This window comes from Mycobacterium spongiae (genome assembly GCF_018278905.1).
Taxonomy (GTDB): domain Bacteria; phylum Actinomycetota; class Actinomycetes; order Mycobacteriales; family Mycobacteriaceae; genus Mycobacterium; species Mycobacterium spongiae.
Genome location: NZ_CP046600.1, coordinates 4,417,641 through 4,432,206, shown reverse-complemented (window position 1 = coordinate 4,432,206; position 14,566 = coordinate 4,417,641). Strand labels below are relative to the sequence as shown.

15 protein-coding genes are annotated in these 14,566 nt (G+C 67.5%); 10 read left to right on the top strand and 5 right to left on the bottom strand.

The window, feature by feature from the left end; translation table 11 throughout:
- The first annotated feature begins 192 nt into the window (after positions 1 to 192).
- Positions 193 to 3,672, top strand: coding sequence for a PE family protein (locus F6B93_RS18060; protein WP_211699586.1), 3,480 nt, complete (start codon positions 193 to 195; stop codon positions 3,670 to 3,672).
- Between the two features lie 127 nt (positions 3,673 to 3,799).
- Here the strand turns inward: F6B93_RS18060 and F6B93_RS18055 are convergent, their stop codons facing one another.
- Positions 3,800 to 4,036 carry a hypothetical protein gene (locus F6B93_RS18055; protein ID WP_211696297.1) on the bottom strand — a complete coding sequence of 79 codons (237 nt, stop codon included), beginning with the start codon at positions 4,034 to 4,036 and terminating at the stop codon, positions 3,800 to 3,802.
- Between the two features lie 315 nt (positions 4,037 to 4,351).
- On the opposite strand from F6B93_RS18055, the gene F6B93_RS18050 reads away from it, so the two are divergent.
- The 5 genes from F6B93_RS18050 to F6B93_RS18035 all read left to right on the top strand — a co-directional run bounded on the left by F6B93_RS18050 (position 4,352) and on the right by F6B93_RS18035 (position 7,073).
- Positions 4,352 to 4,987: a hypothetical protein gene (locus tag F6B93_RS18050; RefSeq protein ID WP_211696296.1), complete on the top strand. Its 636-nt coding sequence runs from the start codon at positions 4,352 to 4,354 to the stop codon at positions 4,985 to 4,987.
- Positions 4,984 to 5,592 carry an RES family NAD+ phosphorylase gene (locus tag F6B93_RS18045; protein ID WP_211696295.1) on the top strand — a complete coding sequence of 203 codons (609 nt, stop codon included), beginning with the start codon at positions 4,984 to 4,986 and terminating at the stop codon, positions 5,590 to 5,592. Before F6B93_RS18050 ends, F6B93_RS18045 begins: the two co-directional genes overlap by 4 nt.
- 400 nt (positions 5,593 to 5,992) lie before the next feature.
- Positions 5,993 to 6,595, top strand: a complete 603-nt coding sequence (locus F6B93_RS18040; RefSeq protein WP_211696294.1) for a hypothetical protein — start codon at positions 5,993 to 5,995, stop codon at positions 6,593 to 6,595.
- A 16-nt stretch (positions 6,596 to 6,611) separates the two neighbouring features.
- A complete protein-coding gene (locus F6B93_RS23465; RefSeq protein WP_281426105.1) occupies positions 6,612 to 6,761 on the top strand; it encodes a hypothetical protein in 150 nt (49 codons plus the stop codon).
- 15 nt (positions 6,762 to 6,776) lie between these two features.
- Complete coding sequence (locus F6B93_RS18035) at positions 6,777 to 7,073, top strand: hypothetical protein (RefSeq protein ID WP_281426104.1); 297 nt, start codon at positions 6,777 to 6,779, stop codon at positions 7,071 to 7,073.
- 292 nt (positions 7,074 to 7,365) lie between these two features.
- Here the strand turns inward: F6B93_RS18035 and F6B93_RS18030 are convergent, their stop codons facing one another.
- From F6B93_RS18030 to F6B93_RS18015, 4 genes are all read right to left on the bottom strand, one after another.
- Positions 7,366 to 8,367, bottom strand: a complete 1,002-nt coding sequence (locus F6B93_RS18030) for a polyprenyl synthetase family protein (RefSeq protein ID WP_211696293.1) — start codon at positions 8,365 to 8,367, stop codon at positions 7,366 to 7,368.
- A 24-nt stretch (positions 8,368 to 8,391) separates the two neighbouring features.
- Positions 8,392 to 9,048, bottom strand: a complete 657-nt coding sequence (locus tag F6B93_RS18025) for an SAF domain-containing protein (RefSeq protein WP_211696292.1) — start codon at positions 9,046 to 9,048, stop codon at positions 8,392 to 8,394.
- 66 nt (positions 9,049 to 9,114) lie between these two features.
- Positions 9,115 to 9,462: an FmdB family zinc ribbon protein gene (locus F6B93_RS18020; protein WP_211696291.1), complete on the bottom strand. Its 348-nt coding sequence runs from the start codon at positions 9,460 to 9,462 to the stop codon at positions 9,115 to 9,117.
- Between the two features lie 73 nt (positions 9,463 to 9,535).
- Complete coding sequence (locus F6B93_RS18015) at positions 9,536 to 10,129, bottom strand: 5-formyltetrahydrofolate cyclo-ligase (protein WP_211696290.1); 594 nt, start codon at positions 10,127 to 10,129, stop codon at positions 9,536 to 9,538.
- 86 nt (positions 10,130 to 10,215) lie between these two features.
- On the opposite strand from F6B93_RS18015, the gene F6B93_RS18010 reads away from it, so the two are divergent.
- The 4 genes from F6B93_RS18010 (at position 10,216) to sepX (ending at position 14,520) form a co-directional block, all read left to right on the top strand.
- Positions 10,216 to 11,127, top strand: a complete 912-nt coding sequence (locus tag F6B93_RS18010) for a UTP--glucose-1-phosphate uridylyltransferase (RefSeq protein WP_211696289.1) — start codon at positions 10,216 to 10,218, stop codon at positions 11,125 to 11,127.
- Between the two features lie 53 nt (positions 11,128 to 11,180).
- Positions 11,181 to 12,464, top strand: coding sequence for a molybdotransferase-like divisome protein Glp (glp, locus tag F6B93_RS18005; RefSeq protein WP_211696288.1), 1,284 nt, complete (start codon positions 11,181 to 11,183; stop codon positions 12,462 to 12,464).
- A gap of 21 nt (positions 12,465 to 12,485) precedes the next feature.
- Positions 12,486 to 13,139 carry a GNAT family N-acetyltransferase gene (locus F6B93_RS18000; RefSeq protein WP_211696287.1) on the top strand — a complete coding sequence of 218 codons (654 nt, stop codon included), beginning with the start codon at positions 12,486 to 12,488 and terminating at the stop codon, positions 13,137 to 13,139.
- A 229-nt stretch (positions 13,140 to 13,368) separates the two neighbouring features.
- Positions 13,369 to 14,520 (top strand): divisome protein SepX/GlpR, encoded by a 1,152-nt coding sequence (gene sepX / locus F6B93_RS17995; protein WP_211696286.1) that lies wholly within the window; start codon positions 13,369 to 13,371, stop codon positions 14,518 to 14,520.
- Positions 14,521 to 14,566: the final 46 nt, after the last annotated feature.

Here is a 14,566-nt window from a genome sequence, read left to right as displayed (position 1 = left end):
TCATCGTCAGTCTGTTTCTGCCGGGTTAACGCTGGGCGTGTCGGGCCTCGTCTATCCGGATTGGGTAGTCCTTGGCGCGGCGCGGTTGATTTCGGCAAATCGTGCCGTTGTGGTGCTGATTTGGGGATAGGTTGGGCGGTGGTCATTTATTTAGGTATACGATTTTGGATTGCCTATGAAGTGAGGTATGCGATGTTGTTGACGGTGGCGCCGGAGTTGGTGGTGGTGGCGGCGGCGGATGTGGCGCGTATCGGCGCGGCGGTGGGTGCGGCTAATGCGGCGGTGGCGTCGACGGTGGAGATGGTGCCGGCGGCCGCTGATGAGGTATCGGCGGCGGTTGCGGCGTTGTTCGGTGCTCATGGTCGCGAGTATCAGGAGTTGAGTGCGCGGGTCGGGTCGTTTCAGGAGCGGTTTGTGCAGACGCTGAAGGCGGGCGCGGGAGCGTATGCCGAGGCGGAGGTCAGCGCGCAGGCGGGCTTGTTAGGTGTGGTCAATTCGTCGGTGCAGACGTGGTTGGGGCGTCCGTTGATTGGTCATGGTGCCGATGGGGCGGCCGGCAGCGGGCAAGCCGGCGGGGCTGGTGGCCTGTTGTGGGGCAATGGTGGTGCGGGCGGTTCTGGTGGGGTTGGGCAGGCCGGGGGTGCTGGTGGCGCGGCGGGATTGATCGGGCGTGGCGGTGTTGGCGGTGCGGGCGGTGCGGGTGCCGCTGGGGGTGCTGGGGGTACTGGCGGGTGGTTGTGGGGTGGTGGCGGTGGTGGCGGTGCCGGGGGTGCGGGCGGTGGGGGTGGTATCGGTGGTGGTGCCTGGTTATGGGGTGACGGCGGTGTCGGCGGTGTTGGTGGGGCCGGTGCGGCCGGGGGCGCCGGGGGCAACGGGGGGGTGCTTTTCGGCAGCGGCGGAACAGGCGGAGCAGGCGGCGCCGTCGCAGCTGGCGTGGGTGGGGCTGGTGGCGCTGGCGGTCGTGCTGGGTGGTTCGGTGATGGTGGTGCTGGTGGTGTGGGCGGTTCCGGTGGCGGTTCCGGTGGCGCCGGTGGTGATGCCGGGGTGATTGGTCAGGGGGGTGCTGGCGGAGCCGGCGGTGTGGGTGCCGATGGGGAGGCTGGGATTAGGCCGGGCGATGCGGGTGCTGACGGTGAAACCGGTGTTGGTGGTGGCGAGGGCGGGACGGGGTCCGCCGGCGGTGGTGGTGGTGATGGTGGTGCGGGTGGCAATGGTGGTCGCGGCGGTGTGCTGATCGGTCGCGGCGGCGCCGGGGGTGTTGGTGGTGTTGGCGGTGTGGGTGGGGTGGGTGCGGTTGGCGGCGATGGCGGTGTGGGCGGGCATGGTGTGGCAAGCATCACGGCGGCCGGCGGTGACGGTGCCGAAGGCGGGGTCGGCGGTGACGGTGGGATCGGCGGTGACGGTGGGGCTGGCGGCGCCGGTGGCGCAGGCGGTGTCGGCGGCCTATTCGGGGGAGTCGGGAACGCCGGCAACGGCGGTGCCGGCGGTGCTGGCGGTGTGGGTGGGGCTGCCGGTGACGGCGGCAACGGCGGTGTGGGCGGCGCCGGGTTGACCGGAGGTACCGGCGGGACAGGTGGTATTGGGGGAGATCCTGGCGTTGGCGGGGCTGGTGGTGATCCCGGTGCTGCGGGCGGGTCCGGTGGTCATGGCGGTGTTCGTGGCGCCGATGGCGGTGATGTGGGGCCGGGTACCGGCGGGAACGGCGGAGCCGGTGGTAACGGCGGCGAGGCCCTTGTTGGTGGTGCTGACGGCGGTCATGGTGGTCAAGGTGGTAACGGCGGGCTGGTTGGTGACGGCGGGCGCGGCGGTAACGGCGGCCAGGGCACGGTGGGTGTGGTGGGTACCGCGGCTGCCACTGCGGGGGCTGACGGGGGTACCGGCGGCACGGGTGGCGCGGGCGGCAATGGTGGGGCCGGCGGGCTCGGGGGAATCCATTCCGGTAACGGCGGCGACGGCGGGAATGGTGGCGCCGGCGGGGTCGGTGGTGCCGGCGGTATCGGGGCCACCGGTACCGGCGGTGTGGCCGGTGTCGATGACGGCGTCGGCGGAACTGGAGGCAACGGTGGTGCCGGCGGGATCGGCGGCGTTGGTGGCGACGGCGGTGTTGGCGGGGCCTCATCGGCGGGCCAGGCCGGCGCGCACGGGGCTGGTGGGGTCGGCGGTGACGGCGGATTGGGCGGGGCCCCCGGCGATGGCGGCATCGGTGCGGCCGGCGACTGGGGATTCAACGATGGTGTCGGCGGTGCCGGCGGCCACGGCGGTGACCCCGGTGCCGGCGGAGTCGGCGGCGACGGCGGCGACAACGGTGATGGCACCACCGCAGCGGTAGGTGTTACTGCCAGCGACTTCGGGCCCGGTACCGGCGGCAACGGTGGTGCCGGCGGCAACGGCGCCCAGGGCGCCACCGGCGTCGAGGACGATGGTGGTGGCGACGGCGCTGCCGGTGGTCGAGGCGGTGATGCCGGGCTGGTCGGTAACGGCGGGCGCGGCGGTGACGGTGGCGCCGGAGGTGCCGGCGGCACCGGTGTTGCCGGTGCCACGCCCACCGATGCCGGTGCCGACGGCACTACTGGCGGGGTCGGCGGCGCCGGCGGGGTTGGTGGTAGCGGTGGTGCGGGCGGGGCCGGGGGATCTCATGCCGGTGACGGCGGTGACGGCGGTACCGGCGGTGCCGGTGGTACCGGCGGGGTCGGCGGGGTCGGTGGGGCCGGCGCTGACGGTGCCGCCGGTGATTCCGGCGGCGGGAGGGGCGGCACCGGTGGTACCGGCGCTGACGGTAGCCAGGGTGGGAGCGGTGGTACCGGCGGTGACGGTGGCGCGGCCGGGATGGCCCTGGCCGACTCCGGTAACGACGGCAGTCAGGGTGCTGGCGGTGTTGGTGGGGACGGCGGCATGGGCGGCACTGCCGGCGACGGCGGCAACGGCGGCCACGGAGTCACCACCAGCAGCAACTTCGGTGACGGCGGTGATGGCGGCGACGGCGGTGACCCCGGCGCAGGCGGCGACCCCGGCACCGGCGGAGCCGGCTCCACCCCCGGCGACACCGGCACCCAAGGCGCCACTCCCACCACCGGCGGCACCGGCGGCAATGGCGGCAACGGCGGCAATACCGCCCTCCCCGACAGGCCTGGCGGTTGGGGCGGCGACGGCGGCAACGGCGGTCTGGTCGGCAACGGCGGCAACGGCGGCAACGGCGGCTTCAGCGGCACCAACGTAGGCGACGGCGACGGCGGCAACGGCGGCGACGGCGGCGACGGCGGCAGCGGCGTGGGCACAGCTGGCGGCGACGGCGGCGACGGCGGTCGCGGCGGCGCCGGCCTGTTCGGGCCCGGCGGGACCGGCGGCGAGGGTGGCGACGGCGGCGACGGCCATAGCGTCGGCGGCAATGGCGGCACCGGCGGGACCGGCGGGCCCGGCGACATCGTCAACAGCGATTCCGGCGGCGACGGCGGCACCGGCGGCAACGGCGGCACCGGGCACGACCTTGGCGGGAACGGCGGTGACGGCGGCGACGGCGGCGACGGGGTCGTCGGCGGCACGGGCGGCGAGGGTGGCGACGGCGGCGACAACGGGATAGGCGGCACCGGTGGGCCGGGCCAACCTGGTTCCGAACCGGTCAATGTCAGCGATGGCGGCGATGGCGGCGCTGGTGGCATCGGAGCCGGTCAGTAGCAGCCGGCCCGCCCCGCCGAACTCTTCGCCGGCGAAGAGGGTGCCGAAGAGAGATTGCCGCATAGCCGAAAGCTAAATAATCTGTTGTGGGAGTTGCGGTTTCGCTGTGAGCGGGTGAATCAACGTATTACCCATACGGATCGAGCCGCAACGGCGCATCGTCACCTTCACCACCTTCCGCATACAACGCAAAAACGAGCGCCAAGAGGTTCAGAGAGCACCAACATACTGCGGCGATACCGAGGAGATAGCCAATGAGCGTTTCGCGCACCGGTGCCAGCAGCTGCTCGACAATCCCAGCCCTAGCGAGCGAGAAGTAATCGACGAAAGAGGCCAGGAGGATGAGATCGACGAACCGCCGCAATCGAGGAAGGTGAGCGCCAGGTGTGTTTCGGTTCTTGCGGTGCCGGGGGCGGCACGGTGACCTGCCCGTCGCTGTCGCCGCGATCCTCAGCCCATGCGTCGATGGCTTCTAGGGTGGAATCCCAGCCGAGGCGTCGATAGGCGATGAAGCGCTCTGCCCGATAAGTCTGGTTGGGAGTGGAGTGGTGCGGAAAGGCCTGGTCTTGCCGCTCGCATGCATTTGCGGGCAAGGCTCCACATGGTTCCGCTACCCGATTACACCCTCATATTCGCAAGGATTGCAGCTCATGGCGTAGATATGTCGTATGATAGTGACATGACTACGCCAAGCTCGGAACTTGGTGGCTTGCTCGACCGGGTCAATGACGCAACCAAGCAGTTGCAACGGTCCAAGACGGTTCCCGCCGAGGTTGCCAAGCTCATCGACAGCTTCGAGTCACTGAGCCCACTGAAAGCCGACCCCTACCTCACCACCGCCCTGTGGGAGGCGGCGTTTCGCGCGGATAAGGCACTGCGCCATGAAAACGCCAAGAGCCAGCGTCGTGATGTGCGCATGGCGCTGGAGCAATTCCGCCATGCCTTGCGTGACATCACCGAAAACCAGCCCTACAACGATCATGTGCCGGTGCGTGACGTGCTAGCCAGCACCGCCCAGATCCTGGCCGCCCCGCAGCCGACTCTGGCAAAGCTGCTCGGAGTGTCGGTTCGCCAGCTTCAGCGCTGGCTGGCCCATCAAGGCCGTGAGCCCACCGCAGAGGATGCCGCACGTATCCGAGCGGTTGGGCAAGTCGTCAACCAGCTACGGCACTCATTCACCGGCCCGGGAGTCGTGGCCTGGTTCTATCGCACGCACCCGGTGCTGGGCCGGCCGCCGATTGAGCTGCTCGATGACCCGCTGTGCGTCCCACAGGTGCTAGAGGCCGCGACCGCCGCTCGTGCCACGACGGCATGAAGCTGACGGTATTTCGGCACGCGGCATACGACTCGCCGTGGTGGGCCTTTCCCAGCTCGCGCAGTGGCCGCTACCACCGCGCGGGAAGCCACACCGTTCAGTACTGGTGTCTACATCCGTTGGGCCCGGCCGCTGAGATGCTTCGCCACAACGTGGGCCCCGCCGGCGATCCCGACGAGGTCATCTTGAATCTGTGGGCCGCAGTGCTCGATGTCGAGGATAAAGACTTGCTGCAAATCGACTTTGGCGACTGCGCCGAGAACAGGATAACACCCGATGAGCTCGTCGCAGACGACTACAGCTCGACGCAGGCACTGGCCGACGACATTCGAGCCAGGGGAGTGGCGGCGATGATCTCGCCCTCGGCCGCGCTACCCGGAAGCCATAACCTGATCGTGTTCGGCGCCCGAGTCCAACACCCCTATTTGCTGACACCGTTCACACCCGAAGAAATCCCCACCGGGCACCTCAGCGACGCAGCACGTTCGCCCGCCGAGGTCGCCCCACACGTCCGCTGGTTCGGCACCCCACACAAGGCCCTGGAGCAATGGAAGACCACCGGTGGCTACGACGTGTTCGACGATCCCATCGCAACGCGATGGTGACAACGCACAGAGAAGGGAATTCGCCAATGAACGAAAAGGGTACGCCCACACGCGCTGGGGAAGTCCGCCGGCAGACTGGGGCGGTCGCGACCGCGGTAAAGACCGACAACAGGCTGCGCTGGGAGGTGCGTCGCGAGCGCGACGGGTTGGTCCGCACTACGAAACATCTTGCACACACGAGCCATTGGCGCAAATCGTGACACTCTTCTACCCGGATTGCAGCAACAACAACTGGTCGTAGACACAGGCCACGATTGACTTCCTGCACCAGCTGGTTCCAGAAGGCTTTGGCGGCATGTGCCACAAAGTATCTGAGGGCAACTACTACGAGGACCCCTACTGGCCGACGGTGCAGCAATGATGCCAGTACAACAATCTCCCACTCATCGGCTACCACTACGTGACCACCGACAACGCCGCTTCGCAGGCTCAAACCTGGCACGGCAACAACGGCGGAAAGCGGGCGATGCTGCACTGGGAAGAAAACGGCGGCGACTTGTCGAACCTTAGCGCCGTAGTCGATGCGTTCAATGCTGCCGGGATTACCGTGCAGCTGGGCTACTACCCCAAGTGGTACTGGAGCCAACAGGGCGGCGGCAACCTTTCGGGCCTGGCCAACGCGCTAGTGTCGTCTGTTTACCCGGGCGGGACCGGCTACGCCTCAACCATCTACGCGAACTCTGGCGGCAATACCGGCGAAGGATGGGCCGCCTACGGGGGAACTACCCCGGCCGCACAGCAATTCACTAACAGCGCAGACATCGCAGGGCTCACCGTCGACTGCAACGCCTACCGAGGCACTGACATCACGGTCCTATTCGGCACCGCGCCCACAACGCCGGCCCAACAAACGGCCCCGGATGCTCTGCGCGAGCGACGTCAAGCCGCTGAGCCCGTTGTCGCCGAAGAAGAACCCGCCGGTACCACCGAACCCGGGGTACCAATACGGCCCAATCCGCCAACTCCGCTGGGACTGTACTGCACAAGTCATTCTGGCCGATGAAACTCCAGATTGGCGCGTGATCGCCGCGGCCCATGGCGGTGGTGCCGCGGGAGGCAACGGAACCAGTGGTGCCGCCGGGGACGGTGGCAGCGGTGGGCTCATCGGCCCCGCCGGCGGGGCCGGCGGCGCTGGCGGCGCTGGTGGTGGTAGTTGGTGGTGGTGGTAGTAGTAGTAGCGGCCTTTGGCTTTCCCAGGCTCGGTCGGCGGTGACGGCGGTCGCGGCGCGTGGATCGGTAACGGCGGTAACGGCGGCAGCGGCGGGGCCGGCGTCGACCCCGCGCCCGCCGGTGTCGGCGGCAACGCCCAGCTGATCGGCAATGCGGCAATGGCGGGTCCGGGTCCGGTGGTTTCCCGCCCGCGCCTGGTGGGGCCGGAGGCGGCGGTGGCCAATTGTTTGGTAACGCGAGTTCGCCCGGCCCACCCGGCTGAGAATGCCGATAACTCTGCGTTACGTCATCTCGAATCTGCCTCGTGCTGAGTCGGGTGCCCATACGCCGTTATGCCGTGCGCGCAACCGCCGTCGTCGTCAACGTGCCCTGGGCCGCCTCACCCCGGTCGAGTTCGGGACCATCTACACGGCCGCACAAGCGGCCTAGTTACGACACACCCCAAGTGTCAACCAACCTGGGGGCAGCCCCCGTCGAGTGCATCTTGAGCCCGCCTCCACCCTGTACATCGCCCTGTATATGAAATATTTGGTAGCGCGCGTGATGAAAGCCGTAGGCCAGTCACGACACCAGGGGTCGGCGATTCGGGTGCGTACTGGCCCCTCAGCGATGCCGGGAGATCGAGGCGTCGATCAGTGTGGAGATAGCCCGGCGAGCCGTGCAGTCAGGTAAGGAAGCGAGTTCCTCGCGTGCTTGCGCGGCAACCCCGGCGACCACATTCTTGGCATCGTCGATGCCCGATGAGGAACGCAACAGTGTGATCGCTTCGGCAGCGTGGTGACCGTCGACCGGATCCGCCAGCAACTCGCGCAGCCGGTTTGCGTCTGGTCCCTGCTCGCGGAGAGCGCAGAGCACGGGCACGCTTTCGACACCCCGAGGCAGGTATTCACTGGGTTGCATGTTGTATTCATTGTGGTCGCCGGCGATGGCCAGGATGTCATCGGAGACCTCAAATGCAGTGCCGACCAAGCGGCCCACACGCGAGAGGCGAGAGATCTCGTTCTCGGTCGCCCCGGCGAACGTTGCTCCGAGTTGCCCGGCCGCCGCGGTGATCGATCCGGTCTTCTCGTGTACCACCCGCAGGCGGTGTTCGAGCGCGTCGGCGTGACGCGCAGGGCCACAGGTCTCGCGCATCTGCCCCGTGACCATCTCGGTGAATGTGTCCGCGATAGTCCGGTAGGCGTCGGTGCCCAGCCGCGAGCTCAGCCGGGAGGCGATCGCGAACGCATGGTCGCCGGCGAGAATGGCGAGGTTATTGCTGTTGCGGTTGCTGGGTCTCGAAGTGTTACTGCACGTCATGGGCACATCGGCGACGCGGTTGTGATCATGCGCCGCCAGATGCATCAACTCCAGGGCTGCCCCGGCGACCGTGACCTGCCACGCGCCGGGATGAGCGCCGAAGTGTGCTGCAAGTACCGTGAGTACTGGCCTAAGGCGGGTGCCAGGGGTATCACTGTGATTCACCATGGCATGAAACATCTCTTCGCTCTGGTCGATCTCGTGGCGGATCAGCTCCGCGATTCGAGCCAGATCATTTCGGACAGTAGTGACGAATTCGGGGTCGCACAGCCTTCCCTTGGTGAGGAAGCTCATCGGTGTGGCCATGAATTCAACCTAGTATCCGGCTGTTCAGCGCAGCGTGAGGGTGACCGCCTGACCCAGGGCGGCACCGGCGACTGTATTTGCCACCCGGTGTGGCAATGCCACCAACACCACCCGATCGTCGTCGGTTGGCTGCATGTTCTGCTTGGCCGAGACGAGCACCACGATGGCCTCGGTGGCGAGGACCCGCGACGCCGTCGGCTTGTCCCTGGCCGGCGCGACCAGTACGTCCACGACGTCGCCGACCCGGACAAGATCGACCAGCGCGGTGTCGGCCAGATGCAGCGGCACGATGCGGGCGCCGGGCCCGGCTGTCGACTCGGCCAGCCGGCGCCCCAGCAGGCGGACATCGGTAAGCACCTCGCCACGGCGTGTCGGGCTGGCCAGTGTCGAACCGACTACCGCGGCCACGTTGGCTTGGCAGCCGTCGGGAAGTGTCGTTGCCAGGCGCGTTTCCACCCCGAGGTCGTCGGCCGTCAACGCAGTTCCGGGCTTTAGGTCGCGGGCGGCCACGACCACCTCGACCTGATCACCGTCCGGGTTCGACCGCACGGCCGTGACGCAGGCCAGCACGACCAGACCCGCGGCGGCGACGCGCCGGGCGAGGATGGTCCGCGTCCAGTCGGGGCGCAGCGATGTCGATATACGGCTGAGGATCGTCGGATTCAGTGATGATTCCCCCACGCCGCACACGGTAGGCCGCATGCGGTCGCGGCCGTGCCGGCCCGATGTCTGGCTGTGGATAACCTGCTAGCTCGAAGCGGCCGCGGTGGACGGCGCCGGGCTACTGCTGGATTTTTCGGTCGAGCTTGACGTCGTCCGCTCGGTTGACGCCTTGCTCTCACTTGACGCCTTGCTGTCATTCGACGTTGAGCCGTTGCCTGAGGATCCGTTGGGAGAACCGTTCGATGTCTTGGCTGACTCGCGGCTATCGGTGCGGTAGAAACCGCTGCCCTTGAACACGACCCCCACGGCGTTGAACAGCTTGCGCAGCCGACCGGAGCAGCGGTCGCACGTGGACAGCGCATCGTCAGTGAAGGCCTGCACAACGTCGAAGCGGTGGGCACACTCGGTACACGCGTAGCTGTAGGTGGGCACAGAAACCTCCGGAAATGTCAGGCCGTGTTAGCACTCTACCGTCTCAAGTGCTAGAACCGCCACGTGAGCTGGATCATTCCCGGTTCGGTAGTGCGATGAGGCCGCGCCGTGGCGTGAGCGCGTGAGACATCGCTACATCGTGTGGTTCGGACGGCAACTCGTCGATCAGCTCCTGGTCGCGCACTATCGCGACCACGCGTGCTTGCGGGTCCCTGCCGGCTAGCGAGCGATCGTAGAAGCCCGCGCCTCGGCCCAGCCGCGCACCCCGGCGATCGACCGCCAACGCCGGAACCAGCACCAGGCTGGCCTCGGCGATCGCCGACTCGGGCAGGTGGGGCATCGCCGGTTCGAGGAGGCCCCAGCGGCCCGGTACCAGTGCATGGGAACGGTACTCGCCCCACCGCAGCGGCAGCGGAACGTCGTCGTCCGTGGTCCGCGCTACCGGCAACAACACTCGCCGTGCTTGCGCGAGCAACACATTCAACATATCGATCGAGCCGGGCTCGGTACCCACCGGCACGTAAGCGCAGACTGTGCTGTCTCCGTTCACGACGTGCTCCAGATGTCTGCCCAGCATCTCGGCCTCGGCGACCCGGACGTCGTCGGCGACGCCACCGCGGGCGGCCAACAGTTTTGCCCGCAACCCGGCCTTGCTCGCGGGCTCCATGTCCTCAACCTTGACAGCTCCGGCCTTCGCGGCGCCACATTGACTCGGCAAATCCCGCGCTGCGGGTGCGGGTTATCGTGTGAACGATGTCTCGCCCAGAACAACCGATGCCGCATACGGCGATTGTCCCGGCAGCTGGCCTGGGAACGCGTTTCCTGCCGGCAACCAAGACGGTGCCGAAAGAGCTGCTGCCGGTCGTCGATACGCCCGGCATCGAGCTGGTCGCCGAAGAGGCCGCCGCGGCCGGCGCGGAGCGGCTGGTGATTGTCACGTCCGAGGGCAAGGACGGCGTTGTTGCGCACTTCGTCGAAGACCTGGTGCTTGAGGGCACGCTCGCCGCACGCGGCAAGAAGGCCATGCTGGCTAAGGTGCGCCGCGCCCCTGAGCTGATCAAAGTCGAATCGGTGGTGCAGGCGGAGCCGCTTGGCCTGGGCCACGCTATTGGCTGCGTAGAGCCCACGCTGGCGCCTGACGAGGACTCGGTCGCGGTGCTGCTGCCCGATGACTTGGTGTTGCCGGCGGGCGTGCTGGAGACGATGGCGAAGGTCCGCGCGCGCCTGGGCGGCACGGTGCTGTGCGCGATTGAGGTAGCACCCGAGGAGATCAGTGCCTACGGGGTCTTTGACGTCGAGCCTGTGCCTGACGCCGATGACCCCGATGTGCTGCTGGTCAAGGGCATGGTTGAAAAGCCCAGAACTGAAGATGCCCCATCGAGGTACGCGGCGGCCGGCCGGTATGTACTGGACCGCGCCATCTTCGATGCGTTGCGGCGCATCGACCGCGGTGCTGGCGGCGAAGTGCAGCTCACCGATGCGATCGCGCTGTTGATCACCGAAGGCCACCCGGTCCATGTCGTTGTGCACCGCGGATCCCGACACGACTTGGGAAATCCCGGAGGCTACCTCAAGGCTGCGGTTGACTTTGCATTGGATCGTGACGACTATGGCCCGGATTTGCGGCGATGGTTGGTGGCGCGATTGGGCCTGACGGAGCAGTAGTCGGGCGATCGGGCACAGTTCGCCCCACACGTGGCTCGACGGAAAGGCGCGCTGTGCGTTCTGTGGAGGAACAGCAGGCCCGGATATCGGCTGCCGCTGTGGCCCCGAGGCCGATACGTGTGGCCATTGCCGAAGCGCAGGCATTGATGTGTGCGGAGGAAGTGGTCACCGAACGTCCTTTGCCCGGTTTCGATCAAGCGGCGATCGACGGCTACGCGGTGCGCAGTGTCGATGTGGCGAGCGTCGGCGATGCTGGCGGCGTCGAAGTGCTTGCCGGCATCGACGGCAGCGAAGCCAATCACGATGCGCTGACCCTGCCGGTGATGGGGACCATCGAGGCCGGTGCCCGCACACCCAGCAGGCTGCAGCCCCATCAGGCTGTCCGGGTTCAGACTGGGGCGCCGCTGCCGGCCCTGGCCGACGCCGTGTTGCCGTTGCGGTGGACCGACGGCGGGATGAACCGCGTGCGTGTGCTGCGTGGCGCGCCGCCCGGTGCGTATGTGCGGCGCACCGGTGATGATGTGCAGCCGGGTGACATTGCGGTGCGTGCAGGGACGGTGATCGGCGCGGCCCAGGTGGGTCTGCTGGCGGCCGTCGGCCGTGAGCGGGTACTCGTGCACCCGCGTCCGCGTCTGTCGGTCATGGCCGTGGGCGGGGAGCTCGTCGACATCTCGCGGACCCCGGGCAACGGGCAGGTGTACGACGTGAATACCTATGCTTTAGCAGCCGCTGGCCGCGATGCCGGAGCTGAGGTGAACCGGGTCGGCATCGTCAGCAACAACCCCACCGAACTCGGCGAGATCGTCGAGGGTCAGATCGGTCGCTCCGAAGTCCTGGTGATCGCCGGCGGGGTCGGCGGCGCCGCGACGGAGGCAGTCAGGTCCGTGCTTTCCGAGCTCGGCGACTTGGAAGTCGTCCGCGTGGCCATGCATCCAGGATCCGTTCAGGGCTTCGGTCAGCTCGGCCCTGATGGTGTTCCGACATTCTTGTTACCGGCCAATCCGGTCAGCGCTCTGGTGGTCTTCGAGGTGATGGTCCGGCCGTTGATCCGGTTGTCGCTGGGCAAGAGGCACCCGATGCGCCGCGTCGTGCAGGCCCGCACCCTATCGCCGATTGCCTCGGTGGCCGGGCGCAAGGGTTACCTCCGTGGGCAGCTGATGCGTGATCAAGACAGTGGCGAGTACCTGGTGCAGGCTCTCGGCGGCGCCCCGGGGGCGTCATCGCACCTGCTGGCGACGCTCGCTGAGGCGAATTGTCTGGTTGTGGTTCCCACTGGTGCCGAGCAGATTCGTATTGGCGAGATCGTCGATGTCGCTTTCCTGGCTCAGCACGGCTGAGTGGGACGCCGGCAACTTCTCGTGAATCCGCGTCGCCATAGCTCTCGGCATCCGGGGTGGCCCGCGGGTGCCGGGCCGTTGCGGGTCGCGGCGGGTGTCATCCGGCTGCGGGCCGTGCGAATGCGCGACGGTGCGCAATGGAGCCGGATCCGATTGACCGACCGGGCATATCTGGAGCCGTGGGAGCCCAGCACCGACGGCGATTGGACGACCCGCCACTCGGTCGCTGCGTGGCCGGCGGTGTGTTCAGGCCTCCGTTCTGAGGCCCGCAAAGGCCGCATGTTGCCCTATGTGATCGAGCTCGACGGCCGATTTTGTGGCCAGTTGACCATCGGCAATGTCACCCATGGGGCACTGCGGTCGGCCTGGATCGGCTATTGGGTACCGAGCTCGGCGACCGGAGGCGGGGTGGCTACCGGTGCCTTGGCGCTGGGTCTCGACCACTGCTTCGGCCCTGTCAAGCTGCATCGTGTGGAGGCCACCGTGCGCCCAGAGAACGTGGCCAGCCGTGCCGTGCTAGCCAAAGTGGGGTTCCGCGAAGAGGGGCTGTTGCGGCGCTACCTCGAGGTCGATCGTGCCTGGCGAGACCACTTATTGGTGGCCATGACGGTCGAAGAGGTCTACGACTCCGTCACGGCCGCACTCGTTCGGGCTGGCCATGCTAGCTGGCCGTGACGGACCGGGGACGGCACCAAGCGACCGAGGCAAACGCTACGGGTAGCCCCGAGGCGCGATCCGCTGTCGCCCACGCCTGCTGCCAACCCGACCAGATCCCCACGAAATCTGTGGCTATCGCGACACGTGTGGCGTGTGGTGCTTGTGGGAGGCAAATTACAGGTGTGTAATTGTGACGTGGCCGCTACCTCGGCCAAGATGTCCCTCGCGGGGAAAGGAGCAGGTCACCATGCCAAGCATCCCGCAATCGTTGTTGTGGATTTCACTCGTGGTGCTCTGGCTGTTCGTGCTGGTCCCCATGCTGATCAGCAAACGCGACGCGGTGCGGCGCACCAGTGATGTCGCGTTGGCCACCCGGGTGCTCAATGGCGGGGCCGGTGCCCGCCTGCTCAAGCGTGGTGGTCCGGCCACGGGCCATCGCAGCGACCCCGACTGGAAACCCGACGAACCCTGGCGTCACGAACCGGTTGATGAGGAGCTCGATGATGACGATGTGGCGGACGGCCAAGACGAGGAACGGGAGCAGGACCCGGACCAGGGACAAGACGCCCATGAGAAGCGCCGAGGCGACGTCAGCGTCATGACGTTTGCCGGACGCCAGACCGCTGGGGACGATGAGCCGGACTACCTCGACGTTGACGTTGTCGATGAGGATTCCGGAGCCCTTCCGGCGGGAGCCAGTGCGCGCGGGGCTGAGCCGGGGGTGCTCGCGGTCGATGGCGCGATCGGCGAAGCCGAGGTGGAGGCCGACGACGTTGAGGCCGAAGGCGACTATGAGGCCGACGACGGGACGCGCCACCGAGCCGATCTGGAACGCGACCACGACAGGGCCGCCGACGAATACGAGTACGAATACGTGGAGGATTCGTCCGGCTTGGAGCCCGACGAGGACGATCCACAACACGACTACGACGCATCGCCGACGGTCGCGATGGGTAGCTCGAGACGGCGCCGGTTCGACACGTCGACTGCGGCTGCCGTCAGTGCCCGCAAGTACGCCTTCAGAAAGCGCGTATTGATGGTCATGGCGGCGGTGCTTGTCGGGTCGGCGGTTGCGGCGTTTGAAATCACGCCGAGCGCATGGTGGATATGCGGCATCGCCACCGCGGTGACGGTGCTCTACCTGGGGTATCTGCGCCGGCAGACCCGGATCGAGGCGAAGGTACGTCGCCGCCGGGCGCAACGGATGGCGCGTTCACGCCTCGGCGTCGAGAACACCCATGACCGCGCATACGACGTCGTGCCGGAGCGGCTACGGCGCCCGGGCGCGGTGGTTCTCGAAATCGACGACGAGGACCCTGCCTTCGCGCATCTGGACTATGCGACGCCCGGGCGGTCCTACGGCTGGCCCCGGGACCTACCTCGCGCCGTCGGTCAGTAGAAGGGCTCGCGGTTCGGCCCTCGCGGTTCGGTCATTGCCATCGCGG

What these genes read in the sequence shown, in the direction of transcription:
- F6B93_RS18060 (WP_211699586.1), top strand. Translation starts at nt 193, where the DNA reads ATGTTGTTGACGGTGGCGCCGGAGTTGGTGGTGGTGGCGGCGGCGGAT.
- sepX (WP_211696286.1), top strand. Translation starts at nt 13,369, where the DNA reads ATGCCAAGCATCCCGCAATCGTTGTTGTGGATTTCACTCGTGGTGCTC.
- F6B93_RS18050 (WP_211696296.1), top strand. Translation starts at nt 4,352, where the DNA reads ATGACTACGCCAAGCTCGGAACTTGGTGGCTTGCTCGACCGGGTCAAT.
- F6B93_RS18045 (WP_211696295.1), top strand. Translation starts at nt 4,984, where the DNA reads ATGAAGCTGACGGTATTTCGGCACGCGGCATACGACTCGCCGTGGTGG.
- F6B93_RS18030 (WP_211696293.1), bottom strand. Translation starts at nt 8,367, where the DNA reads ATGGCCACACCGATGAGCTTCCTCACCAAGGGAAGGCTGTGCGACCCC.
- F6B93_RS18015 (WP_211696290.1), bottom strand. Translation starts at nt 10,129, where the DNA reads ATGGAGCCCGCGAGCAAGGCCGGGTTGCGGGCAAAACTGTTGGCCGCC.
- F6B93_RS18010 (WP_211696289.1), top strand. Translation starts at nt 10,216, where the DNA reads ATGTCTCGCCCAGAACAACCGATGCCGCATACGGCGATTGTCCCGGCA.